The organism is Thalassococcus lentus, assembly GCF_028023555.1.
Classification (GTDB): domain Bacteria; phylum Pseudomonadota; class Alphaproteobacteria; order Rhodobacterales; family Rhodobacteraceae; genus Thalassococcus_A; species Thalassococcus_A lentus.
Map to the genome: position 1 here is coordinate 78,880 of NZ_JAQIOY010000006.1, position 22,816 is coordinate 101,695.

General features: G+C 59.1%; 24 protein-coding genes. 19 read left to right on the plus strand and 5 right to left on the minus strand.

Features of this window, described 5'->3' with window-relative positions; translation table 11 throughout:
• The first annotated feature begins 82 nt into the window (after positions 1–82).
• From PFY00_RS14465 to PFY00_RS14540, 16 genes are all read left to right on the plus strand, one after another.
• Positions 83–1,015 carry a carbohydrate ABC transporter permease gene (locus PFY00_RS14465; RefSeq protein WP_271433291.1) on the plus strand — a complete coding sequence of 311 codons (933 nt, stop codon included), beginning with the start codon at positions 83–85 and terminating at the stop codon, positions 1,013–1,015.
• Positions 1,012–1,380: an MmcQ/YjbR family DNA-binding protein gene (locus tag PFY00_RS14470; RefSeq protein ID WP_271433292.1), complete on the plus strand. Its 369-nt coding sequence runs from the start codon at positions 1,012–1,014 to the stop codon at positions 1,378–1,380. The genes PFY00_RS14465 and PFY00_RS14470 overlap by 4 nt, the downstream gene beginning before the upstream one ends.
• Before the next feature lies 1 nt (position 1,381).
• Entirely contained in the window at positions 1,382–2,230 is an 849-nt protein-coding gene (locus tag PFY00_RS14475) for a carbohydrate ABC transporter permease (RefSeq protein ID WP_271433293.1), read from the plus strand.
• A 9-nt stretch (positions 2,231–2,239) separates the two neighbouring features.
• Entirely contained in the window at positions 2,240–3,583 is a 1,344-nt protein-coding gene (melA, locus tag PFY00_RS14480; RefSeq protein WP_271433294.1) for an alpha-glucosidase/alpha-galactosidase, read from the plus strand.
• Entirely contained in the window at positions 3,583–4,350 is a 768-nt protein-coding gene (locus tag PFY00_RS14485) for an SDR family NAD(P)-dependent oxidoreductase (protein WP_271433295.1), read from the plus strand. The genes melA and PFY00_RS14485 overlap by 1 nt, the downstream gene beginning before the upstream one ends.
• A gap of 9 nt (positions 4,351–4,359) precedes the next feature.
• Positions 4,360–5,274 (plus strand): 2-dehydro-3-deoxygalactonokinase, encoded by a 915-nt coding sequence (locus PFY00_RS14490; RefSeq protein WP_271433296.1) that lies wholly within the window; start codon positions 4,360–4,362, stop codon positions 5,272–5,274.
• Positions 5,271–5,876, plus strand: a complete 606-nt coding sequence (locus PFY00_RS14495) for a 2-dehydro-3-deoxy-6-phosphogalactonate aldolase (RefSeq protein WP_271433297.1) — start codon at positions 5,271–5,273, stop codon at positions 5,874–5,876. The genes PFY00_RS14490 and PFY00_RS14495 overlap by 4 nt, the downstream gene beginning before the upstream one ends.
• Positions 5,873–6,721 (plus strand): SMP-30/gluconolactonase/LRE family protein, encoded by an 849-nt coding sequence (locus PFY00_RS14500; RefSeq protein WP_271433298.1) that lies wholly within the window; start codon positions 5,873–5,875, stop codon positions 6,719–6,721. Before PFY00_RS14495 ends, PFY00_RS14500 begins: the two co-directional genes overlap by 4 nt.
• Positions 6,722–6,810: 89 nt before the next feature.
• Positions 6,811–8,757, plus strand: coding sequence for a beta-galactosidase (locus PFY00_RS14505; RefSeq protein ID WP_271433299.1), 1,947 nt, complete (start codon positions 6,811–6,813; stop codon positions 8,755–8,757).
• Between the two features lie 73 nt (positions 8,758–8,830).
• A complete protein-coding gene (tsaA, locus tag PFY00_RS14510) occupies positions 8,831–9,316 on the plus strand; it encodes a tRNA (N6-threonylcarbamoyladenosine(37)-N6)-methyltransferase TrmO (RefSeq protein ID WP_271433300.1) in 486 nt (161 codons plus the stop codon).
• Positions 9,317–9,436: 120 nt separating this feature from the next.
• Complete coding sequence (locus PFY00_RS14515; protein ID WP_271433301.1) at positions 9,437–10,021, plus strand: hypothetical protein; 585 nt, start codon at positions 9,437–9,439, stop codon at positions 10,019–10,021.
• A 90-nt stretch (positions 10,022–10,111) separates the two neighbouring features.
• Positions 10,112–10,726, plus strand: a complete 615-nt coding sequence (locus PFY00_RS14520; protein WP_271433302.1) for a DUF4178 domain-containing protein — start codon at positions 10,112–10,114, stop codon at positions 10,724–10,726.
• Positions 10,723–12,018 (plus strand): DUF4178 domain-containing protein, encoded by a 1,296-nt coding sequence (locus PFY00_RS14525; protein ID WP_271433303.1) that lies wholly within the window; start codon positions 10,723–10,725, stop codon positions 12,016–12,018. The genes PFY00_RS14520 and PFY00_RS14525 overlap by 4 nt, the downstream gene beginning before the upstream one ends.
• A gap of 1 nt (position 12,019) precedes the next feature.
• On the plus strand, positions 12,020–12,181 hold the full coding sequence (locus PFY00_RS14530; protein ID WP_271433304.1) for a hypothetical protein: 162 nt from the start codon (positions 12,020–12,022) through the stop codon (positions 12,179–12,181).
• 18 nt (positions 12,182–12,199) lie between these two features.
• The gene (locus tag PFY00_RS14535; RefSeq protein WP_271433305.1) at positions 12,200–12,424 is read left to right on the plus strand and encodes a DUF350 domain-containing protein; all 225 of its coding nucleotides are present in this window, start codon (positions 12,200–12,202) and stop codon (positions 12,422–12,424) included.
• Positions 12,421–13,986 carry a polyamine aminopropyltransferase gene (locus PFY00_RS14540; protein WP_271433306.1) on the plus strand — a complete coding sequence of 522 codons (1,566 nt, stop codon included), beginning with the start codon at positions 12,421–12,423 and terminating at the stop codon, positions 13,984–13,986. Before PFY00_RS14535 ends, PFY00_RS14540 begins: the two co-directional genes overlap by 4 nt.
• Before the next feature lie 93 nt (positions 13,987–14,079).
• Here the strand turns inward: PFY00_RS14540 and PFY00_RS14545 are convergent, their stop codons facing one another.
• Positions 14,080–15,711 (minus strand): alpha-D-glucose phosphate-specific phosphoglucomutase, encoded by a 1,632-nt coding sequence (locus PFY00_RS14545; protein ID WP_271433307.1) that lies wholly within the window; start codon positions 15,709–15,711, stop codon positions 14,080–14,082.
• Positions 15,712–15,878: 167 nt separating this feature from the next.
• Positions 15,879–17,129: an MFS transporter gene (locus PFY00_RS14550; protein WP_271433308.1), complete on the minus strand. Its 1,251-nt coding sequence runs from the start codon at positions 17,127–17,129 to the stop codon at positions 15,879–15,881.
• Between the two features lie 113 nt (positions 17,130–17,242).
• On the opposite strand from PFY00_RS14550, the gene PFY00_RS14555 reads away from it, so the two are divergent.
• The 3 genes from PFY00_RS14555 to PFY00_RS14565 are packed head-to-tail and all read left to right on the plus strand — an operon-like array spanning position 17,243 to position 19,235.
• Positions 17,243–17,950 (plus strand): precorrin-6A/cobalt-precorrin-6A reductase, encoded by a 708-nt coding sequence (locus PFY00_RS14555; protein ID WP_271433309.1) that lies wholly within the window; start codon positions 17,243–17,245, stop codon positions 17,948–17,950.
• Positions 17,932–18,573, plus strand: coding sequence for a DNA-3-methyladenine glycosylase family protein (locus PFY00_RS14560; RefSeq protein WP_271433310.1), 642 nt, complete (start codon positions 17,932–17,934; stop codon positions 18,571–18,573). Before PFY00_RS14555 ends, PFY00_RS14560 begins: the two co-directional genes overlap by 19 nt.
• The gene (locus PFY00_RS14565; RefSeq protein WP_271433311.1) at positions 18,570–19,235 is read left to right on the plus strand and encodes an alpha/beta hydrolase; all 666 of its coding nucleotides are present in this window, start codon (positions 18,570–18,572) and stop codon (positions 19,233–19,235) included. Before PFY00_RS14560 ends, PFY00_RS14565 begins: the two co-directional genes overlap by 4 nt.
• Positions 19,236–19,268: 33 nt before the next feature.
• Here PFY00_RS14565 and PFY00_RS14570 read toward each other — a convergent pair whose 3' ends face one another.
• Genes PFY00_RS14570 through PFY00_RS14580 form a run of 3 tightly spaced genes read right to left on the minus strand, consistent with a single transcriptional unit; the run spans position 19,269 to position 22,758 of the window.
• Positions 19,269–20,051, minus strand: a complete 783-nt coding sequence (locus tag PFY00_RS14570; protein ID WP_271433312.1) for a carbon-nitrogen hydrolase family protein — start codon at positions 20,049–20,051, stop codon at positions 19,269–19,271.
• A complete protein-coding gene (locus tag PFY00_RS14575) occupies positions 20,048–21,730 on the minus strand; it encodes an amidase (RefSeq protein ID WP_271433313.1) in 1,683 nt (560 codons plus the stop codon). The genes PFY00_RS14570 and PFY00_RS14575 overlap by 4 nt, the downstream gene beginning before the upstream one ends.
• Complete coding sequence (locus PFY00_RS14580) at positions 21,727–22,758, minus strand: histone deacetylase family protein (RefSeq protein WP_271433314.1); 1,032 nt, start codon at positions 22,756–22,758, stop codon at positions 21,727–21,729. The genes PFY00_RS14575 and PFY00_RS14580 overlap by 4 nt, the downstream gene beginning before the upstream one ends.
• Between the last annotated feature and the right edge of the window lie 58 nt (positions 22,759–22,816).

Sequence of the window (22,816 nt, forward strand, 5' to 3'; positions counted from 1 at the left end):
GGATAGGGACAGCATTCACAAGCCCTGACATTGGGTTTTTGCATGATGTGCCCGGACGCGATGGTCCGCAGGAGGAGCCCACATGACAGCCGCAACAGACCCGACCATTCCGCGCAGCTGGATGCAGCGCAATCGCATGACGATCACGCCTTTGCTCTTTCTTGCACCGGGTGTTTTGTTCTTTGCGGTCTACGTGATCATCCCGATTTTTCAGAGCTTCTACATCTCGACGTTCGAGTGGAATGGTCTGGGGGAGCTATCGGAGCAGGGCGAATACGTCGGTTTTCGGAACTATCAGGAATTGATGACCGACCGGGCCTTTGAGATTTCACTGTGGAACAACGTCAAATGGTTGGCGCTGTATTTGCTGGCCATTCCGGCGGGGTTGTTCATTGCGCTGTTCCTCAATCAGACCATCATGGGCATCCGTATCTACAAGTCCCTGTTTTTCTTTCCATTTGTGATCTCTCAGGTGGTCGTGGGGCTGGTGTTTTCGTGGTTCTACCTTCCACGCGAAGGATTGCTGAATCTTGTGCTCGGAGTCTTTGGGGCAGGGCCTGTGAACATCCTTGGCGATCCGACGCTGGCCACCTATGGCATCATCGCCGCGGGGCTTTGGCCGCAGACGGCTTATTGCATGATCCTTTACCTGACCGGTTTGAACGCCGTGGATCCCGAACAGGTCGAAGCGGCGCGTTTGGACGGCGCAAAAGGCTGGAAGATGTTGTGGTACGTCATCATCCCGCAACTCAAGCCTGCGACCTTTATCGCCTTTGTTGTCACTATTATCGGTGCGCTTCGCTCGTTTGATCTGATTTCGATCATGACCAATGGCGGACCCTTCGGATCAACCCGCGTGCTGTCGTTCTACATGTTCGAAAAGGCGCTGTCCGAATATGGATTCCGAATGGGGTACGGCTCGGCCATCGCGGTCGTTCTGTTCCTGATCATGCTGGTCTTCATCGGCTACTTCCTGTGGTCCATGTACCGCGATGAGAAGGGGGCACGTCGATGAACGGCCAACCCGATCTGCGCGACCGCGTAAACACCATCGCAGAAGGGCTGCCTGGTGCCGAGCTGACCCATCCGTTTGACCAGGCGCATGATGCTTGGAAGGTGGGCGGAAAGATGTTCACATGCATTGGCGCCGTCAATCCCGGCGTCAGCGTCAAGACGCCGGACACCGAGACCGCAGCGATGTTGATCGAGACCGGCGTGGCGCAGCGCGCACCCTATTTCCACCGATCATGGGTGCAACTGCCGCCAACTGTTCCAACCGACGAACTGCAGCACCGGATTTTCGTATCCTACGACACCGTGCGCGGTGGTCTGACGAAAAAGCTGCAAGCCAGCTTGCCGCTGCGCGTACAGGAGGTCTGAGATGTTCCCGACACCCATTCAGAAACGCCCGCGCGCGGCGCAGATCACCTATCAAACGCTTGTTCCATTGGCGCTGATCCTGTGGTTGCTGCCATTGCTGGCTGTCGGCCTGTTCTCGATCCGGCCTTTGTCGGACTTTACCAATGGCAACTACTGGGGCATGCCGTCGTCCTTCGAGTTCTTTACCAACTACGGCAAAGTCTTTTTCGAAAGCGATATGCCCCGATATCTGCTCAACTCGCTCTTGATCACTGTGCCGACGGTCATCGGCGCGGTGGCACTGTCCTGCATGACGGGGTTCGCGCTGGGCATCTATCGGTTTCGCGGCAACCTGTTGATATTCTTCATGTTTATCGCAGGTAACTTTGTGCCGTTTCAGATCCTGATGGTGCCTGTGCGCGATTTGACTGTGAATATGGGGCTGTACGACACCAAAATTGGTCTGGTGCTGTTCCATATCGCGTTCCAGACTGGGTTCTGCACGCTGTTCATGCGCAATTTTATCCGTGCGCTGCCTTACGAGCTGATCGAAGCTGCTCGTGTCGAAGGCATCGCGGAATGGCGCATCTTCTGGTACATCGTGCTGCCCCTGATGCGCCCGGCCATCGCTGCGCTGGCGGTACTGATCTTTACCTTCATCTGGAACGATTATTTCTGGGCCGTTGTGTTGACCCAAGGCCCGGATGCACAGCCGGTCACGGCTGGTATCACCTCGTTCAATTCGCAATTCGTGGCGCAGTATCACCTGATGAGCGCGGGCAGCATCGTGGCCGCCCTCCCACCGGTCATCATGTTCTTTGCCATGCAGAAACACTTCATCGCCGGGCTGACCCTCGGTGCCGTCAAATAGGGAATGACGATGACAAAGATCGCCTTTATCGGAGCGGGCTCCACGATCTTCATGAAAAACATCCTTGGCGATTGCCTGCACTTCGAAAGCCTTCGCAACGCAGACTTTGCCCTTATGGATATTGATGCGCAGCGCCTGGAAGAAAGCGCGACGCTGCTGCGCGCCATGATCGCCACCATGGGCACGGGTGCGACCGTGACAGCCACACAAGATCGCCGTGCGGCTTTGGATGGCGCCGATTTTGTAGTCACGGCCTTCCAGATCGGCGGGTACGAGCCCTGCACGGTGACGGATTTTGAAATCCCAAGCCGCTACGGCCTGCGCCAGACCATCGGGGACACACTGGGCATTGGCGGTATCATGCGCGGTCTGCGCACGGTTCCGCATCTCTGGGCCGTTGCAGAGGATATGGCAGCACTGTGCCCGGATGCTTTGCTGCTGCAGTATGTAAACCCGATGGCAATCAACACATGGGCGCTGGCGGAACGCTATCCGCACATCAAACAGGTGGGTTTGTGCCATTCGGTGCAAAACACGGTTGAAGAAATCGCGCATGATCTGGAATTGCCGAAACACGAATTCACCTATCGTGTTGCGGGTGTGAACCACGTCGCCTTTTTCCTCGATTTCAAACATCAGGGCCGGGACATCTATCCGGACCTGCGCCGTGGCTACGCCGAAGGCCGCTTGCCCAAGCCGCCGTTGTTGATGCCGCGTTGCGCCAATACGGTGCGTTACGAAGTGATGGATCACCTTGGGTATTTCTGTACGGAGTCGTCCGAACATCTGGCCGAATATGTGCCTTGGTTCATCAAGGATGGCCGCGAAGACCTGATTGAAACCTTCAACATCCCGCTGGATGAATATCCCAAACGGTGCATTGAACAGCGTGCAGAATGGGCCGAACAGGCCGAAGCGCTTAAAGGAGCCGCGCAGGTCGCGCATGAAAAGAGCCATGAATTTGGCGCAGAGATCATGAACGCCATGATCACCAACACGCCCTACACCATCTATGGCAACTTGCCGAACCGGGGACAGATGCCGCAGCTGCCAACAGGCGCGGCTGTCGAAACGCCTTGTCTCGTGGATGCCAATGGCATTCAGCCATCGGTCGTCGATGATGTGCCACCGCAGCTGACCGCGCTTATGCGCAGCCAGATCAACGTGCAGGAATTGACAGTTCGGGCCTTGGTGGATGAAGCGCCCGAGCACCTCTATCACGCCGCCATGATGGATCCTCACACCGCCGCCGAGCTTGACTTGCGGCAGATCCGAAGCCTTGTGAGCGATCTGCTCGCAGCGCATGGTGACTGGGTTCCGGCCTGGGCACGTTCAAACAAGAAAGCAGCATAATGCACAGTACGTTCCACGACCTCAAAGAGGCCTCGGCCTTTGTCACCGGAGGCGGCTCTGGCATTGGCGCCGCTTTGACAGACGGATTTTTGCAGCAAGGTGCGAAAGTGGCTTTTGTTCAGCGGTCCGACGCCAGCGCATTTTGCGATGAAATGGAAGCAAAGCATGGCAGCCGTCCGCTGTTCATCCCTTGTGACATCACCGACGTAGCGGCGCTGAAGGCGGCTGTTGGACAGGCGGCAGAGGCCCACGGGCCTGTGACGGTTCTGGTCAACAACGCTGCCAATGATCAGCGTCATGCGACGCTCGAAGTGGACGAAAGCTTCTGGGACTGGTCTCAGGCGATCAACCTCAAGGCCTACTTCTTTGCCTGTCAATCCGTTCTGGAAGGCATGAAGCAGGCAGGCGGCGGTGCGATCGTGAACTTCAGCTCGATCTCTTACATGATGGGCAACGCCGGTTACGCATCTTACACCGCTGCGAATGGCGCTATCACTGCCATGACGCGCAGCCTTGCACGGGAATTTGGCTCTGACGGCGTTCGTGTAAACGCGCTTGCACCCGGCTGGGTGCTCACGCAAAAGCAAAAAGACAAATGGGCGACGCCCGAGGCACTGGCCGGGCATCTGGAACGCCAATGCCTTAAGGAGCATTTGGTCGAACAGGACATCGTTGAGGCAACCTTGTTCCTTGCGTCCAAGGCCAGCCGGATGATGACCGGGCAATGCATCGCCGTCGACGGCGGCGTTGTCACGGTGGCAGGATAGGGGGGCGCCATGGCGTCGGAAGACTGGATCGCGGTAGACTGGGGCACATCGCACATGCGGCTGTGGCACCTGCGCGGCAGCGATGTATTGGCCAAGGTTCACAGCGCCGATGGCATGGGTGGTCTGACCCGGGATGGGTTTGAACCCGCGCTGAAAAAGCTGATCGCCGAGCTGCCACAAGAGCCCCAGGGCGATGTTCTGCGCGTTTTTGCATGTGGAATGGCTGGCAGCCGGCAGGGCTGGGCCGAAGCGCCTTATGCGACAGCACCCTGCACACCGCCCTCAGCCGCCGAGGCCGTGCGCGCCCCGGTGCGCGATGGAAAACTGCTGGTGCATATCCTTCCGGGGGTAAAACAGACCAGCCCGGCGGATGTGATGCGCGGCGAGGAAACTCAGGTTGCTGGGTTTCTGGCGCTGAACAAGGATTTTGACGGCATTATCTGTCTGCCGGGCACGCATACGAAGTGGGTACAAGTCAGCGCAGGCGAGATTGTCAGCTTCCGTACTTATTTGACCGGTGAGATGTTTGCGCTTTTGTCTGAACAATCCGTGCTTCGTCACTCAGTCAACGAAGACGGTTGGGAAAACGACGCCTTCCTTGCCGCCGTCAGCCACGCCATGGGCCGTCCGGCGGGTGTTGCGTCAGATCTATTTGCCCTGCGGGCCGAATCCCTGCTGGACAATCTCGATCCCGCCGTCGCGCGGTCTCGGTTGTCGGGTCTGCTGATTGGTATGGAGTTGGCCGCTGCGCGACCCTACTGGCTGGGTCAGAACATTGCCGTTCTGGGTGCACGTGGCATTGCGAATGCCTATTGTGGCGCTCTGCAGGCGCAGGGTGTGCCGGTGACGCTGGCAGACGCCGAGCGCATGACCCTTGAAGGTCTCAAGGCGGCGCGCGCCTCCTTGCAGGAAATCGTCACATGAGCCGCGAGATCATCGCGATCCTGCGCGGCATCACCCCACAAGAAGCTCCCGCCATGGCCGAAGGGTTGCTGGAGGCTGGCTTTGACAAGATCGAAGTGCCGCTGAACTCACCGGATCCCTTCGATTCCATCGCGGCGATGCTGGCCGTGGCCAATGGGTCCGGGATGATTGGAGCCGGAACGGTGCTTTCGCCGGACGACGTTCTGCGGCTGGGGCAAATTGGGGCTCAGATGGTGGTCAGCCCGGATATGAACCCGCGCGTGATCGTTGCGACCAAGCAGGCGGGTATGGCCAGCTACCCCGGCGTCATGACCCCGACCGAAGCCTTTGCCGCGCTGCGCAATGGCGCAGACGGACTCAAGTTCTTTCCGGCCGGATTGGTCGGAACCAGCGGGATCAAGGCCATGCGTGCCGTGTTGCCTCCGGAAACCAAAACCTACGCCGTTGGCGGTGTAGGGCCTGAAAATTTCGCCCAATGGTTTGAGGCCGGAGTGACAGGTTTTGGCATTGGCACAGGGCTTTACGTACCGGGCCGGTCGCGCGAAGACGTTCTGGCCCGCGCCCGTGATATGGTTGCAGCCTACGACGCAGCGGTCGCATGACGGCCTTTGTTGTCTCGGATACGCGCTGCCAACTGGGTGAGGGCGCTTTGTGGCATCCGGAACGCCAAAGCCTGTTCTGGTTCGATATTCTAGGGAAAACCCTGTTTGAAAATGCCCCGTCCGGCCAACGCCAGTGGGCTTTTGATCGCTGCGTTTCGGCGGCTGGATGGTTGGACAAAAACCGGCTTTTGATCGCGACAGCGCGGGACCTGATCACATTCGATCTGGAAAGTGGCGCTGAAACGCACTTGCTGCCGCTTGAGGCCGATGATCCGGTGACCCGCTCCAATGACGGGCGGGCAGACCCTTATGGTGGGTTCTGGATTGGCACCATGGGTTACAACCTCGAACCCGGCGCAGGCGCAATCTACCGCTACTATCGTGGCACTTTGCGCAAACTCTATGCCGCGATCACCGTATCGAACGCGATTTGCTTTTCCCCGGACGGTCGCCATGCCTATTTCACGGATACGCCAACGCGCGTCATCAAACGGGTGGCATTGGACAACGAGGGATGGCCAACCGGCGATCCGGAGAACTGGCTGGATCTGAATGCCGACGGCCTCAATCCGGACGGGGCCGTCGTGGACGCTGATGGCAACTTCTGGAATGCACAGTGGGGTGCCGAGCGTGTGGCGCGGTATAATGCTGAAGGTCAGTTTGCGCAGGCCTACGCCTTTCCCGCCAGCCAGATCAGTTGCCCTTGTTTTGGTGGGACGCATCTGAGCACGCTTTTTGCGACCAGTGCAGCGGTTGGCGCGCCTGATTGTGAACAGCAGGCCGGGCAGACCTTTGGCTATGAAACCACCTTTCGCGGGCAGGCCGAACATCGGGTTATTCTGTAGCCACAGACCCAGCTGAGCCGGTCACACAAATCAATGGGCCTGAACGCCGCCGTCAGGCTATTCTCATTCCAAGATCAAAGGATGCGACAATGGAACGGACTCTGGGCTGCTGCTACTACCCCGAGCATTGGGATGAAACGATCTGGTCCAGCGATGCGCAGCGCATGGCGCAGCTTGGCCTGACATGGGTGCGTATCGGTGAATTTGCCTGGTCCCGGATCGAACCAGAGCCCGGTGCCTTTGATTGGGACTGGCTGGATCGCGCGATCGACATTCTGGGGCAGGCGGGCCTTAAAGTCGTGCTGGGCACTCCAACCGCAACGCCGCCGCGCTGGGTCGTGGACAAGCACCCGGACATGCTGGCAGTGGATGCACAGGGGCAAACGCGCGGATTTGGATCGCGCCGCCACTACTGTTTCTCTCACAGCGGCTATCTGCAGGAATCGCGCCGCATCGTGCGCATGCTGGCCGAACGCTACGGCCAAAACCCTTGTGTTGCTGCTTGGCAGACGGACAATGAATACGGTTGCCACGACACCGTCATTTCCTATTCGCAAGCCGCACGCGAAGCGTTTCGAGACTGGCTGCGTGTGCAGTTTCCGGCGCAAGAGGGAAACGCGGGTGACATCGAGGCTCTGAACACCGCTTGGGGCAATGTGTTCTGGTCGATGGAATATCGGGATTTTGACGATATCGATTTGCCAAACCTGACAGTGACCGAGCCAAACCCCGCACATGCGCTGGCTTTTCGGCGGTTCAGCTCCGAGCAGGTGGTCCGGTTCAACCGGGCGCAGGTCGAAATCATCCGGGAATACACCACGGCCCCAATTGCCCACAACTACATGGGCCGCGTGACGGACTTTGATCACTTTGCGGTTGGCGCTGATCTCGAAATCTCGAGCTGGGACAGCTATCCGCTGGGCTTTCTGGAAGATCGGGTCGGGGCGAGTGAACAGGCACAGCGGGCCTATGCGCGGCAGGGCGATCCGGATTTTCAGGCGTTCCACCATGATCTCTATCGCGCGGTTGGCCGCGCCGGATCAAACGGTGCAAAGCCACGTCTTTGGGTCATGGAACAACAGCCAGGCCCGGTGAACTGGGCGCCCTACAATCCAGCGCCCTTGCCCGGCATGGTGCGGCTTTGGACATGGGAGGCCTTTGCACATGGCGCTGAGGCGGTCCTGTATTTCCGCTGGCGTCAGGCGCCGTTTGCGCAGGAACAGTTGCACGCAGGCTTGTTGCGGCCGGATAGTGAAAACGCTCCGGGTGCCGATGAAGCAGCGCAGGTCGCCATAGAGCTGAAAAATGCTAAAAATGTTGAAATAGTGCAATCAAATGTCGGTTTGATCTTCGATTATGCGGCTGAATGGTCGTGGAATGTACAGCCGCAAGGGCAGGGTCTGAGCTATTTTGGTCTTGTTTTCGATCATTATTGTGCGTTGCGGCGGGCTGGCTTATCCGTGGATATTCTGCCGCCAGATGCCACGGGACTTGAGGGATATGATTTGATCCTTGCACCGGGCATGATGCACATGCCCGACCCGCTGAAAGAGGCCTTGAACAACAGTGGGGCACAGATCCTGATCGGGCCGCGCAGCGCGGCACGCGATGCGCATTTCTCGATCCCGACGCCGCTGCCGCCCGGATGGAATGGGTTGGACACACTGGTGGCGCGACTTGAAACATTGCGACCGGATCTGCCGCGCCCACTGGAAGGGGGCGGATCCGTGCAGAATTGGCTGGAAACGCTGGAAGGCACCGCGCAACCGGTGCTGTCTTTGCAAGATGGGACAACCGTTGCGGTGCGCGCAGGGTCGGTCACTTATAATGGCGCATGGCTGGACGAAGCCGGGTTGGACCGCCTCGTGGCAGACCTTTGCGCGCAAGCCGGTCTGGAAGTCACGGTGATGCCAGAGGGACTGAGGCGACGCGACACAGGGGCCGAGCGGTTTTGGTTCAACTATTCGGGCCAGTCTATTGACTGCGAGGCGGGCACGGTTCCGGCGGCTGGCGTGTTGCGCGAAACGCTGGGTTGAGCATCTGAGCTGCGCAATGCTTTCCCTGTGTTCGAAACCAGCATAGCCTGAGGCAGGTTGCGAAAGGAAACAGATGTCGCAGGAAGATGCGCTGAGACCGGGCGAACAAAGGCTGGCCATTGCGCCTGATGATGACGCTGCGCTCCGGTTCATAGGACACATCGAAACGCCCTTTCCGGAGCGCGCCGATTGCCCACGACAGGGCAGTGAAGAGGGGCCGGAGTGCACGCTGGTTCTGAAGTCAGACTACGCGCCCGCTTTGCTTGGGCTGGAGGGGTTTGACCGGATTGAAGTGCTCTATTGGCTGCACCGGGCACGTCGGGATCTGTTAACACAGAACCCCGGACAGGACGGGGTTTTCAGAGGCACCTTTTCACTGCGCTCTCCGCTCAGGCCGAACCCGATTGGCACCTCTGTTGTTCGATTGATCCGGGCTGAAGGCTGCCGTGTTACGGTTCGTGGGTTGGACTGTTTGGACCAAACGCCTTTGCTGGACATCAAACCTTACCGATGTGATTACGCACCATTGGCCAAAGGAAAAAACATTAAAGTTAAATAAAAACATTAATTTGAGGAATTTACTTAATCTAAAACATTAAGCCTTTCTTGTTCAAATTTCTTGACCCGTCGTGCAGAACAGCTTTCACTGGGTTAGGTATTTTCCAAAGGGATTTCCGTCATGCGCCCGTTGATCGGACTGGCTTTGTTGGCCGCACCTTCTGCCGCAATTGCGGCCTGTCCAACCGCGAATGATCTTTCCACCGGTATCCGGTTCGAGGTCAGTGGTGGTGATGCAGAGGTCTTTACGACCTTCGGAGAGAGCAGTCTTCAATCCATCTATTTCATCGGGGATGACCCGGTCACGCGGGTCCTGTTGGCGCGGGGCCTGTATCTTTTGGAAGTCGTAGACATAGATGAAAGCGGCGCGCTCGACTTGGCCACGCGGTCCACCTATGCCTATGCGATGCCACCCGGTGAACTGCCGTTGCCCAAAGCTGGCTCGACCTACTCGGCCGAGTATGTCCTGACCGAAAATGGTCAGCCGAGCAGTGAGACAGAACTCTACAGTTTCGGGCAGGAAACGGGGGTCAGTTTCGGCGCGTGCGAGTACGCTGCCATCCCAATTGACGTCCGGTACGGGAATGGCGACATTGATGAATTGATGTGGTTGCCCGAGCTTGGGTTGTCCTACCTGACCCGCTCGATCTACGACGGAGGGGACGATCGTTATTATTACCTGTCGATTTCCATCGAAGCGCCCTAACACGTTTCACGAGGCAGGATTACCTGACTTGTCGTATGTACCAATCATTTCGCCGTTGAACTTCGACGCGCAACTTGCGATTTCATCACTATGAGCGATCACAACTGCCCCAATTGCGGTGACCGCGTGCCAGATCAGATCAGGCACATCACCATGCTGACCTGTCCGTCTTGCGGAACCACGCTCTATGTGGACGGGGCACAGTTGCATGATGCGGGCAATGCCGGACAGATGCATGATGGTCCGGCGCTTTTCGGTGTCGGTGACGCCGTGCGTCTGGGAAAGGCGCTGATTCAGATCACCGGTCACGCGCGGTTTTCCTACGGTCGCGGCTGGTGGGATGAATACTGGGGCTTCGACGAAGACCAGCGCGGCTGCTGGGTTTCCGTCGATGAGGGAGACGTTGTTCTTCAATATCCGATCGCCAAGGATTTCTGGCCGCGCGTTGCACGCACCGCCCGGGTCGGAACACCCTTTCGCTATCGCGACGACGACTGGCAGGTGACCGAAGCAGATACAGCCGAATGCGTGGCTTTGCGTGGCTCATTCGGTGAGCAACTGGAAGTCGGCGAAACCTACACGTTTCTCAATGCGTCCGGGCCGGGCGGTGAGCTATTGTCCGGTGAGTTCTGGGAGGGCGGTCAAAGCTGGTATGTTGGATACTGGTTTGATCCCTTCGATGTGGTGGTGAGGGTCGATACATGAGCCGTGCACCCACATTAGGCGCGATTGATTGCACCGCCTGCGGGGCGGGGTTGGATATTCTGGGCGGTGGCCGAGTGACCACGCACATCTGTCCCTATTGCGGCACCGAACTTGACGCGCTTGATGGTTACAAGGCGCTTCGCAAGTTTTCCAATGTCGAACGTCCCGACACGCCCTTTGCCCTAGGCAGCCACGGAACGCTGCACGATGTGCAGTGGACGGTCGTTGGAATTCTGGCACATCGCGAAACCTGGGCCGGCAAAAGCTGGGAATGGGTGGATCACCAACTTTATTCGGCGACCCATGGATATGCTTGGCTGACGCTGGAAGACGGGCACCTGACCTTTGCGCGCCGTGTGCGCGGTGTGCGCAGCAATCTTTGGATCGGAACCCGCTGGGTGGAAACGGCCGAAACGCCGCCAAAGGTCTCTATGAACGGCGAGTCGTTCAAATACCTCCAGACCTCGACCAGCTCTGTGATCTTTGCGGAAGGTGAATTCACCTGGTCTCCGAGCAAGGGGGAGCAAACCACCTCGGTTTCGGCCATTTCCGATGGCGCCATGCTGGATTTTGCACAGACCGGACAGGAACGGGAAATTCACAGGATTACCTATCTTGATGGGCCCGAGACGCTGGCGGCTTTCGGGCTCGATCCGGAGGCGCTCAGCCCCCGCGGCGTTCATGCTGTGCAGCCCTACAAAGGCTGGAGCGAAACCCGGTTTCTGACGCGTGCCAGTCTGACGTTTGCGGCGGTTGCATTGGTGCTGGCTGTGCTGTTGTCGTTTTGGCCCGGCCGGACGGTCCTTGACCCAGTAACGGTCGGCTTTAGCCAACTGCCACGCGACGTGTCTATTGAGATCACCGATCCAAAGCGCAGGCTGGCCGGGATCTACCTGTCGTCCAATGTGTCGAACAGTTGGGCCTACGTGGATCTGGAACTCTATGATCCCAATGACGAATTGCTGTTCGAGGCGGGGCGAACCATGGAGTATTACTTCGGGACTGATGCGGATGGCAGTTGGACCGAAGGCAATCGCAGCGCATCACTGTACTTTCTGCCCACCGTTCCCGGCACTTACACCCTGACGCTCAGCGCAGTGGAGCAGGGGACATGGGGATCAGGCGGGCGCGATGCGTCGCGTGTCGAGGTCAGTGCACGAACGGGCATGGCATCCGGCTGGTATCTCTATCTGCTGGCGATTGGATTTGCCTTGTTTGCCGCTTTGTTCGGTGCGGGCCGTTTCATTCACAACCGTCGCCGTTGGGCGCACAGCGACTGGAGCGATGATTGACATGAGCTTCGTTCGCATAGTTTTCATCGTCTTCGCCACAACGGCCATCGCAGCGACAGCCTATGTCGGCTATCACGGTGCCGGTGGAGAGAGCTTTGATCTGGATCGTTCCGTGCGCGCCGGATCGGGCGGCACATTCGTCGGCGGAGGCCGCATCAAGTAACGCCAAAAAGGGGGCAACATGGACGCCTATATCACCATTCAATTCGCCGAAATCGTCAGCACCGTGTTTTACACGCTCTTGGGCGTTGTACTCATGGGACTGTGCTGGTGGCTCATCAACCGCATGGCGCATTTTTCGGTCGTCAAGGAGATCGAAGAAGATCAGAACGTTGCTCTCGCAGTGCTGATCGGATCGGTCTTTATCTCGCTTGCCCTGATCATCGGAGCCGTGATCACATCGTGACGGAAACGGACACGGCGCAGCAAAACGGCGCCGGGCACGCCCGTATGCGCGAGATCTGGTTGCTGGCCGCAACGTTTATCATTGCGGTTGCAGGCCTGATCTACGAACTGATCGCGGCCACGGTCTCCAGCTATTTGCTGGGCGATAGCGTGCGACAGTTCAGTCTTGTGATCGGGGTATTCCTGTCTGCCATGGGGCTGGGCGCATGGGCATCGCGTTTCATCCAGCGGGCTATGCCGGGTTTCATATGGGCCCAACTGGCACTGGGTGTGCTGGGCGGTTTCATGGCACCGGTTCTGTTTTTTACTTACGCATGGACAGGTGACGTGGCCTTGGCGCTCTATGGCATGCTGATTGCTGTCGGAGTGTTGTCGGGAATGGAAATCCCGCTGATCGCGCGGGTGCTCAAGGAAATCGGAGCGCCGGAATTCCGTTTCGAAAATGTTCTCAGCGTGGACTACGTCGGCGCTTTGGTGGCGTCACTGGCCTTTCCTCTGCTGGTGATCCCTCACCTTGGTCTGATGTCCGCCAGTCTGTTCTTTGGCTGCCTGAACCTCGCGGTTGCAGGGCTGTCGCTTTGGTTGTTCCGGGAACAGGCCTCTCGAATGCAATGGGGGCTATGGGGCGCGGCGCTTGCCGTATCCGCGCTCGCGCTGGTTCAATCAGAACGACTGGTGTCCATCGCCGAGGTCCAGCTGTTCGAAGACGATGTGATCTTCTCCGAAGCAACGCCTTATCAACAAATTACCGTCACGCGCTTTCAGGGTCGGGTGCGCCTGTTTCTGGACCACTCCATTCAATTCGACAGCCGCGATGAGCATCGCTATCACGAAGCGCTGGTGCATCCGGCCATGGCCCGCGCGCCGCGTCGCAACAATATCCTCATCCTCGGTGGCGGCGATGGGATGGCCGCGCGCGAAGTTCTTCGGTACAGCGACGTCGAAACGGTCACGCTGGTCGACCTTGACCCGCGTGTAACCGCGCTTTTCCGCGACCATCCAGAACTGTCGCTCTTGAATGATCGCGCGCTCTCTGATCCGCGTGTCTCGATCACGAACATGGATGCATGGCGATACATCGAAACAGCGCAAGACAGCTATGACGTGATCATTCTGGACCTGCCGGATCCTAAAAATCTCGCTCTGTCCAAACTCTACAGCCGCAGCTTTTACCATCTTCTGGTCGAACGGCTGTCATCCACAGGATTGCTGGTCACGCAGTCGGGCTCGCCACTTTTTGCCCGTCAGGCCTATTGGTCAATCGTGAACACGCTGGAGACAACTCGCAACCCGGTCTCGCCGGGCGCTGGCCTGTCGGTTCTGCCATACCACGTGTATTTGCCCAGCTTTGGCGACTGGGGCTTTTCCATGGCCAGTTTTTCCCCACTCGCAGAGCGTCAGTTGGCTCTGCCCGATGGCTTGCGTTTCCTGACACCGGATGTCTGGCAAATGGCGCAGGTCTTCGATGGGGATACCAGCCGCGTTGAGGCTGAGATCAATACAATCCAGACCCATGCCCTACTCGAATACTATCTCGAAGGCTGGGACACATGGTTCCGCTAAGACCGGGGCTTCTTTGTGCCTGAAATATCCCGGGGGGTCTGGGGGGCTGGCCCCCCAGTCGGTCGGCTTGCCGCAGGCAAGGCGAAACCAGTCTCAGGTCACAACATCGGGTGCCGCGCGTCCGGTTCTGGCAGAAATGCCTGCCAGAGCGTCGGCAGCGGCAATAATATCCGCCAAGGCCGCCTGAGGGTCATCTTCGAGTGCAGATGGCTCGGATTCCAGACGCTCCAGATAGACCCTGAGGGTGGCGCCTTCGGTCCCTGTACCGGACAGGCGCAGCACGATGCGGCCTCCGCCTTCCAAACCGATCCGCAATCCCTGACCTTCGCTGCGCGAGCCGTCCACCGGATCATCATAGGCAAACTCGTCTGCGCTGATGACCGTCAGGCCCGCGGCTGTTGAGCCGGGCAGGGCGCTCAATCGGGACCGCAGGTCATCCATAAGCGCGTGGGCCGCCGCGCTGTCGACGGCTTCATAGTCATGCCGGGAATAGTAGTTCCGGCCAAACCGGCCCCAGTGATCGCGCAGGACTTCCTGAACCGAAGCTCCGCGTTCGGCCAGCACGTTCAGCCAGAAGAGCACGGCCCAAAGCCCGTCTTTTTCGCGTACGTGATCGCTGCCGGTTCCCGCGCTTTCTTCTCCGCACAGGGTGGCGCGTCCGGCATCCAGCAGGTTGCCGAAAAACTTCCAACCTGTTGGTGTTTCGAAACAATCCACACCCAGATGTTCAGCCACCCGGTCGACCGCTCCCGAGGTTGGCATTGAGCGGGCAACCCCGTTCAAACCGCCCGCATAGGCGGGAACCATCGTGGCATTGGCGGCCAGCACGGCCAGACTGTCAGACGGGGTGACATAGGCATTCTTGCCGACGATCATGTTGCGATCGCCGTCGCCATCCGAGGCCGCGCCAAAGTCGGGCGCATCGTCTGAGAACATGGTTTGCATCAGGTCTTTGGCCCAGATCGGGTTGGGATCCGGATGGCCGCCGCCAAAGTCCTCTGAGGGGATCGCATTCACCACCGAACCGGGCGCGGCCCCGAGCGTGTCTTCGATAATGGCTTTGGCATAGGGGCCGGTGATCGCATGCATGGCATCAAACCGCATGCGAAATCCCGATGCGAACAAGGCGCGGATCGCGTCAAAGTCGAACAGGCTCTGCATCAGATCCTGATAGTCGCTGACCGGATCGACCACTTCGATCTGCATATCGCCAAGCGCGCTCTGTCCGATCTTGGACAGGTCCACATCCGGCGCATCGAGGATCAGGTAGCTTTCCAGTGTCTCGGTTGCCTCGAAAATGGCCTGCGTCATGCCTTCTGGCGCCGGGCCGCCATTGGATGCGTTGTATTTTACACCGAAATCTTCGGTTGGGCCGCCGGGGTTGTGGCTGGCCGACAGGATGATCCCGCCATCAGCTTTGCGCTTGCGGATCAGGTTGGACGCGGCCGGGGTGGAAAGCAGGGCATTCTGTCCAACGATCACCTTGGCGGCGCCACTGGCAGCGGCCATGCGCAGGATGGTCTGCGCCGCTTGTGTGTTGAAATAGCGTCCGTCACCGCCAAGCACATAGGTCTTACCAGCTGCGCCGCCCGTGCCGTTCCAAATCGCCTGCACGAAGTTTTCCAGATAATTGGTCTGCATGAAAACCGGGGTTTTCTTGCGCAGGCCCGAGGTTCCGGGTTTTTGGCCTTCAATGGGCTGTGTCTGAACGGTTTTGATGCTCATGGTTCCCTCAATTCTTGGCGGCGCGCAGCGTTTGGTCGTTCGGTGCGCCGGTATTCTGGCACGAAACGCCCGTTTTGGCACCGGGGGTCCTAAAATGTTGATACGGCAATTTCATGTCGGGAAAGCGCAGCGAATAAGCCTGGGCCGATGTCAAAATGGTGGATGTCTCAGTTGTTGAGCGCAATGTCCTTGGGGCGCAAGGCCAGCCAGATCAACGCCGCGCCGGCAAGTGCCAGAAACGGGATCATGGCAAGGTTTACAGCGGTCCAGCCCGCCTGCGGTGTGCCGCCCGAGCAATTCATCAATCCGCCAGACGCAAGCGATGCAATGGTTACGCCGCCAAATACCAGCAGGTCGTTCAAGCCCTGCATGCGTCCGCGTTCATGTGGCGCATGGGCGCTGGCGAGCATCGCAGTCGCGCCAATAAAGCCAAAGTTCCAACCAAACCCAAGCAGGATCAGCGCCACAAAGAAGTTTTCCAGCGCAACGCCGGACAAGGCCACCGCTCCGGATGCGGCAAGGATAACCAGCCCGGCGCCAACAATCCGTTCGACGCCAAAGCGCGCGATCAAATGACCGGTAAAGAATGATGGTGCAAACATCGCGAGCACATGCGCCGTCACGACATCGGCGGCATCACCTTTTTCGAAGCCGCATCCCACCACGGCCAGTGGGGTCGAGGTCATCACGAGGTTCATGAGCGCATAGGATACCATGGCGCAGATCACGGCGACGGCGATCCTTGGCGTTGTAATCAACTCCCACCGGGTGCGACCTGCAGGGGCATCCTCGGAAGGCACGGGTGGCTTGGGGATGCGCAGGAACACGAACAGGGACGATCCGACGACGTTCAGAACCACAACCATCATGTAGGCGCCCGCGAAACCCGACACCAATGCGCTGGGGTGATCTATGGCTCCTTGGCTCAGTTTGACCAGTTGCGGCCCGATGATCGCAGAGGCCAGCCCGCCCGCCATGACGTAGGAAATGGCCTTGGGGCGAAATTCATCGGATGCGGTGTCTGCCGCAGCGAACCGGTAAAAACCCTGTGCCGACATATAGATACCGGTACAAAGCGAGCCCAGCAGAAAGACCGGGAAAGACGCGATATAAAGCGCATAGGCACAGATGGCCCCGCCAAGAGCACCACCCAGTGCGCCGACCGCAAACCCTGCGGAGCGGCCCGCCCGCTGCATGAACCATGACAACGGCGTCGCGGTCAGCATAGATCCGATTACGATCAACGAAATCGGCAAAGTTGCAAAGCAAAGGTTCGTCGTCAGGGCCTGACCGGCCAGCCCGCTGATGGTAAAGACCAGTGGCATCTGGGCGCCCAGAATTGCCTGCGCGGCAACGAGGATGGCGACATTGCGCTTGGATTGCGCAGGCTGGACGGACGGGGCGGTTTGATCAGTCATGCGCAAGGCGTATTCCTGTCGAACCGGCACTGCAAGAGGCCAGAGCATCGCAGGCTTATGCTTTGGGCCTAAAGCACTGTGGCATAGCGCGGCCCGCCATCGTAAGCAGGGGCATGAATTGTCCGGTTATCATTGGCGGCGCAGCCGAAGCGCATGCGCTGGCGCAGCGCTTGCCGCAGGCGATTGTTCGCCTGCCCGAAGCCGAGCGCGTGCAGCGTGTCTGGCCGGGAGCTGTCAGCCACGGCCCGGTTTGCCCGGACTGGCTGCGGGCGCAGGGGGCCACTGCGGTGATTGAGGCGGCTCATCCGTGCGATTTGCGTGTTGCGCGTGCCGCGCTGCGTGCCGCGGGTCAGGCAGGCTTGCCCTATCTACAGCTGGTGCGCCCGGAATGGCGTGCAAATCGCCGCGATCGCTGGGTTGCACTGCAAAGCGCCGCGCAGGCCAGACATGTTGTGCCCGATGGTGCCCGCGTCCTTGTAACTATGGGGCGCGCTGCTCTGAAAGAGCTGCACGGCTTGCGGGCACATTTATTGATCCGCAGGATCGCCAGTGGTGGGCCTCAGACTTTGCCGCCGGTGCGGTGCGGGCAATACTGCACGGGGCAGGGCCCATTCTCCGTTGCGCAGGAAATTGCCTTTTTGCGCAAGAAGCGGATTGACTGGTTGCTGCTGCGCAATGCAGGCGGAACCGGGGGCTGGCCCAAGCTGGCGGCCGCCCGGCAATTGGGTTTGCCGGTTGCGATGGTAGAGCGGCCCAGACGCCCGGTAGGGCCGCGGGTCGAAACAGTCGAAGAGGCTTTGGAATGGCTGAGCAGGCAGTAGGTCGGATCATCAAATCAGATGCCTGCGTCTCCGAAGGCGTAGACTGGCTGTCCAAGACACACCCGCGTTTTGCCGCTGCGCTTGAGGCCACAGGCCCATTGCCATTGCGGTTGCGGCCGGACGGGTTTGCCCAGCTTTTGCAGGCCATCGTCAGCCAGCAGGTCAGCGTGGCTTCGGCGCGGGCGATCTGGACCAAACTGGAAGATGCCCGGATGACCGAGGCACAGCCGATTTTGCAGACATCCGAAGAAGACTTGCGGGCGCTGGGCCTGAGCCGGCAAAAGGCAGCCTATGCCCGGGCGTTGGCCGAGGCGGCAATCGATTTTGATGCACTGCGCGCTGCGCCCACCGAACAGGTCATTGCGACGCTGACCGCTGTAAAGGGCATCGGGGTCTGGACCGCCGAAATCTACGCGATGTTCAGTCTTGGCCGGGCAGACGTTTTTGCGCCCGGTGATCTGGCCTTGCAGGAAGGCGCGCGTATTCTGTTTGAGATGCCTGAACGACCAAAGGAAAAGGCTCTACGGCGCATGGCGCAGGACTGGAGCCCATGGAGATCGGTTGCGGCGCGTACGCTCTGGGCCTACTACCATGTCATAAAACAGCGAGAGGGCACCTTATGACGCGCGTTTTGAATACTGGCCGGAAGGCCGCTGCTTCGGGTGAAACCCGATCCTGCGTGGTTTTTCTGCATGGCTATGGTGCCAATGGCGCAGATCTACTCGGTCTTGCTGACCCGCTCTCAGAGCATCTGCCCGATACGCTCTTTGTGGCGCCGGATGCGCCCGAGGCCTGTGCTGGCGCACCTATGGGCTTTCAATGGTTTCCGATCCCTTGGATCGACGGCTCGTCCGAAGAAGAAAGCATGGCCGGCATGGCGCGCGCGGTCGATGACCTGAATGCCTTTCTCGATGCTCTCATGGTGGACGAGGACCTGCTGCCCGAGCAGGTGGCACTGGTCGGCTTTTCGCAAGGCACCATGATGAGCCTGCATGTGGCCCCGCGCCGCGAAGACGAAATTGCGGGCATTGTTGCCTTTTCGGGCCGCCTGCTCGCGCCGGAACTGCTTGAAGACGAAGTGGTCAGCCGTCCACCAATCCTGCTGGTTCACGGCGATCAGGATGACGTGGTTCCCCCACAATCCTTGCCTGAAGCGGCCGAAGCCCTGCAAAAAGCGGGTTGGAAAGAAGTCTATGCCCACGTCATGAAAGGCACCGGCCACGGCATAGCGCCAGACGGTCTGGGCGTAGCGCTGGCCTTTTTGCGCGACAAGTGCGGTTTCTGAGGACCGGCTGCGGCACCGCAACTTCGTTGTGAGCTACCGGTAAAGATCGGCTCTGCGATCACGCAAGTGCGATAGGGCGCTGCGTACATTCGACAGGTGCGTCTTTGACAGATCGGCAAAGATCATCTCTTGGCCCGTCCCCGCGCGGGCGACGTCCTGCCCGTCAGGTCCTGCGACGCAGGACAGCCCGCAATAGTCAAATGCGCCTTCGCTGCCGACACGATTGGCATAAGCCATATAGATTTCATTTTCTTCGGCGCGCGTCGGAACCATGCGGGTCGCGACCCCGATATAGGGGGCCATATTTGCGGTCGGAACCAAGATGGCCTCGGCACCCTGCAACGCGTATGTCCGCACAAGTTCCGGGAATTCTATGTCATAGCAAATGGCGAGCCCCAAAGACCAACCTTTGAATTGAACCAGCGGGCAAAGACACTCAGCAGCGCTGAACGCTGCGCGGTCAACATCGCCAAACAGATGTGTCTTGCGGCAAATCGAAAGCACCTCGCCGGAGCAATCCACCAAGGCAGCGGCGTTATAAACCCTGTCGCCATGTCTTTCGGGAAAGCCGCAGAGCACGGCCAGATCATGCCGCCGGGCCATTTCAATCAGGCTTTGTACCATCGGCCCGTCCGCTGGCTCGGCCAGTTGGTGGATGCGATCACGGCCAATGTTGTAGCCGGACAGCGCCATTTCCGGAAAGACGATCAGATCTGCCCCGCCGGCCTTGGCTTGGGCGCAGGCCTGATCACAAAGAGCGACTGTATCGGGAACACTCCGATCGACCGAATTCATCTGAAAAAGGGCCAGCCTCATGGCAGGTCAGGCGGTGCTGTGCGGTAGGGGCCTGTCGCCTCGAATGCGCAGGCCAGTTCCAATAGCGCAACATCCGAATAGGCGCGTCCGGCAAAGGTCAACCCGACGGGCATGCCAATGTCATCCATGGTGCCCATCGGCACAGTCACGGTTGGAACGCCCAAGTGGCGGATTGCGAGGTTGCCGTTTGCAACCCAGACTCCGTTGCGCCACGCCAGATCCGCAGAGACTGGGTTCGTATCGGCGTCCGCAGGGCCGACGTCTGCAACAGCGGGGAAAACGACAGCATCGAGGCCCAGTTCGTCCATCCAGTCCTCCAGATCGATGCGGCGCGTTTTTTCAAGACCGCGCAGACCGCCTTCCAATGTTGGGATATCGGCGAAATCATCGCGTGGATGGGCGCGGGCGTGGGCTGGATAGTCGGCAATGTCGTCTTCGAAGCCCGTGTAGCGGTCCGGCAGGCTGCCGGGGGGCGCTGGGAAAATCCGGCTGCCGTCAATGTCAGCCAATCGGGCAAAGTTCGGATCCGCGTTGGCCTTTAGAAAGTCGTCCCAAGCCCAGACTGAGAGATCAGTGATTTCATGGTGCAAAAATCCTTCGGGCAGAAGGCCGCGCGTGCTGATCTTTGGCGCGCCGGGTCGATCAACCTCGTAGTTCGTGACCATCGGAAAATCGACCACAACAACGCTCGCCCCGGCCTGTTCAAGCGCCGATTTTGCAGCATGCCAAAGCGCGATGACCGATGCCCTGGTGTTGATCCGCTGGCCCGTAGGCCCGCCGATACCAGGGTTGTCACTGGTGCCCGCCTCTGCATCGGCGTTGATATACATGGCCGGAACGCCAAAGCGTTTGCCGCTCAACGATCCGGCCGCCAGCGCGGGGTAAGAGGCAGGGCGTAGGTCCGAGGCCTTTGGCAGCGACACCCAGGGTTGGGCACGCCAGAAATCGCCGCGTGTTTTGGAATCATCTACAACCAGCACGTCGAGCACTTCGAGCATATCGGCCATGCTGCGTGTGTGCGGCACCACAACATCCATCGTTGGAACCAAGGGCCAGTTGCCACGAACCGAGATCACCCCTCGGCTGGGTGTGTATGCGCACAGCGCATTGTTCGAGGCTGGCGCCCGACCGCTGGACCATGTTTCTTCACCCAGTCCGAACGCGGCAAAGCTGGCGGCTGTTGCACTCCCGGATCCGTTTGATGACCCAGAGGCGAAGGCCGCCGTTAGGTAATCGGGGTTGTAGGGGGATTCCGCGCGCCCATAGACCCCGCGTTGCATACCACCATTGGCCATCGGTGGCATGTTGGTTAGCCCCAAAAGGATCGCGCCGGCCCTGCGTAATTGTGCGATGGCAAAGGCATCGTCCGTGGCGACCAGATCCGCAAAGGCCGGAGACCCCGCCGCAACTGTCAGACCCCTGACCTTGTAACTGTTCTTGGCAGTGTAGGGGATGCCGTCCAAAGGGCTGCGTATGCGCCCCTCGGCCCGGCGCTGGTCTGACGCCGCGGCTTCGGCCAGAGCATCGGGGTTTAAGACCGGGACCGCGTTCAACCGTGGTCCGTTTCTGTCATATTTTTCGATCCGGTCGAGATAGGCCGTCACAAGCCCGACGCTGGTGATCTCGCCGCGTTCCAAGGCAAGGCGCAGGTCAGATATTGTCGCTTCTACGATAGTCACGGCGGGCCCTCGAACCCTTGCAGCACATTCACGGCGTTCACACCGATTTCTGCGATGTCATAGCCGCCCTCCATGACAAACAGTGTTGGCAGGTTCAGCGCCGCGATATCCGCGCCATAGGTGGTGAAATCCTCGGATTTGAGTTTGAAAAAGCTGATCGGGTCCGTCTCAAAGGTGTCCACGCCCAGCGAGACAATCAACTGGTCTGGCGCATAACTCCGGATCTGGTGCAAGGCTTTGGATAGCGCTGCGCGCCAGGTGGTGAAATCTGTGTTCGGCGGCAAGGGATAGTTGAAATTGTATCCTTCACCGGCACCATGGCCTGTTTCATCGGCGTGGCCCAGAAAATGCGGGAAGGCATCCATTGGATCGCCATGGATCGAAATGAAAAGCACATCGTCGCGGGCGTCAAAGATGTCCTGTGTTCCATTGCCGTGGTGAAAGTCCACATCAAGGATGGCAACGCGGCTACTGCCATGATCCAGAAAGCTCTGAGCGGCAACGGCAGCGTTGTTCACAAAGCAATAGCCGCCGTACATGTCGATCGCCGCGTGGTGGCCCGGTGGACGGCAGAGCGAAAAGGCAGCATTTGCGCCGTCCAAGATCCGTTTGGCTCCGGTCAGCGCGACTTGCGCCGATGCGTAGGCTGCCTCCCATGTGCCTTCTGAAATCGAGGTTTCACAGGCCAGTGCATAATATCCAAGGCGTCCTTCGATATGGTTGGGGATATGCGCCGACATGCGCCTTGCAGGCCAGACAGTGGGCATCGCTTCGCCTTGAAAACCGGCGGCCTGCCAGTCTGTCCAGGCAACTTTTAGAAAATCGATAAAGGTTTGGTCATGGACCGCAAGGATAGGGTCCAGTCCGAAATCCTCTGGTTCTGTAACCGGCCCAAGACCCACTTCGCGGACCCGGTTGATGATGTATTCGGCCCGGGACGGGCGTTCAAACGGCTCTACAAGCTGTCCGCCATACAATTCGGTTTTGGCGTTCCGTAGCGCGTGGCGCTCGGTAAAGATCGTTTCCATCAGCCGTCCTTCCAATCACAGACGGCGGCCCCGTGATGGGACCGCCGCTGGTTTTGTG

Coding starts and splice junctions, on each gene's coding strand:
- PFY00_RS14465 (WP_271433291.1), top strand. CDS start 83: ATGACAGCCGCAACAGACCCGACCATTCCGCGCAGCTGGATGCAGCGC.
- PFY00_RS14470 (WP_271433292.1), top strand. CDS start 1,012: ATGAACGGCCAACCCGATCTGCGCGACCGCGTAAACACCATCGCAGAA.
- PFY00_RS14475 (WP_271433293.1), top strand. CDS start 1,382: ATGTTCCCGACACCCATTCAGAAACGCCCGCGCGCGGCGCAGATCACC.
- melA (WP_271433294.1), top strand. CDS start 2,240: ATGACAAAGATCGCCTTTATCGGAGCGGGCTCCACGATCTTCATGAAA.
- PFY00_RS14485 (WP_271433295.1), top strand. CDS start 3,583: ATGCACAGTACGTTCCACGACCTCAAAGAGGCCTCGGCCTTTGTCACC.
- PFY00_RS14490 (WP_271433296.1), top strand. CDS start 4,360: ATGGCGTCGGAAGACTGGATCGCGGTAGACTGGGGCACATCGCACATG.
- PFY00_RS14495 (WP_271433297.1), top strand. CDS start 5,271: ATGAGCCGCGAGATCATCGCGATCCTGCGCGGCATCACCCCACAAGAA.
- PFY00_RS14500 (WP_271433298.1), top strand. CDS start 5,873: ATGACGGCCTTTGTTGTCTCGGATACGCGCTGCCAACTGGGTGAGGGC.
- PFY00_RS14505 (WP_271433299.1), top strand. CDS start 6,811: ATGGAACGGACTCTGGGCTGCTGCTACTACCCCGAGCATTGGGATGAA.
- tsaA (WP_271433300.1), top strand. CDS start 8,831: ATGTCGCAGGAAGATGCGCTGAGACCGGGCGAACAAAGGCTGGCCATT.
- PFY00_RS14515 (WP_271433301.1), top strand. CDS start 9,437: ATGCGCCCGTTGATCGGACTGGCTTTGTTGGCCGCACCTTCTGCCGCA.
- PFY00_RS14520 (WP_271433302.1), top strand. CDS start 10,112: ATGAGCGATCACAACTGCCCCAATTGCGGTGACCGCGTGCCAGATCAG.
- PFY00_RS14525 (WP_271433303.1), top strand. CDS start 10,723: ATGAGCCGTGCACCCACATTAGGCGCGATTGATTGCACCGCCTGCGGG.
- PFY00_RS14530 (WP_271433304.1), top strand. CDS start 12,020: ATGAGCTTCGTTCGCATAGTTTTCATCGTCTTCGCCACAACGGCCATC.
- PFY00_RS14535 (WP_271433305.1), top strand. CDS start 12,200: ATGGACGCCTATATCACCATTCAATTCGCCGAAATCGTCAGCACCGTG.
- PFY00_RS14545 (WP_271433307.1), bottom strand. CDS start 15,711: ATGAGCATCAAAACCGTTCAGACACAGCCCATTGAAGGCCAAAAACCC.
- PFY00_RS14550 (WP_271433308.1), bottom strand. CDS start 17,129: ATGACTGATCAAACCGCCCCGTCCGTCCAGCCTGCGCAATCCAAGCGC.
- PFY00_RS14555 (WP_271433309.1), top strand. CDS start 17,243: ATGAATTGTCCGGTTATCATTGGCGGCGCAGCCGAAGCGCATGCGCTG.
- PFY00_RS14560 (WP_271433310.1), top strand. CDS start 17,932: ATGGCTGAGCAGGCAGTAGGTCGGATCATCAAATCAGATGCCTGCGTC.
- PFY00_RS14565 (WP_271433311.1), top strand. CDS start 18,570: ATGACGCGCGTTTTGAATACTGGCCGGAAGGCCGCTGCTTCGGGTGAA.
- PFY00_RS14570 (WP_271433312.1), bottom strand. CDS start 20,051: ATGAGGCTGGCCCTTTTTCAGATGAATTCGGTCGATCGGAGTGTTCCC.
- PFY00_RS14580 (WP_271433314.1), bottom strand. CDS start 22,758: ATGGAAACGATCTTTACCGAGCGCCACGCGCTACGGAACGCCAAAACC.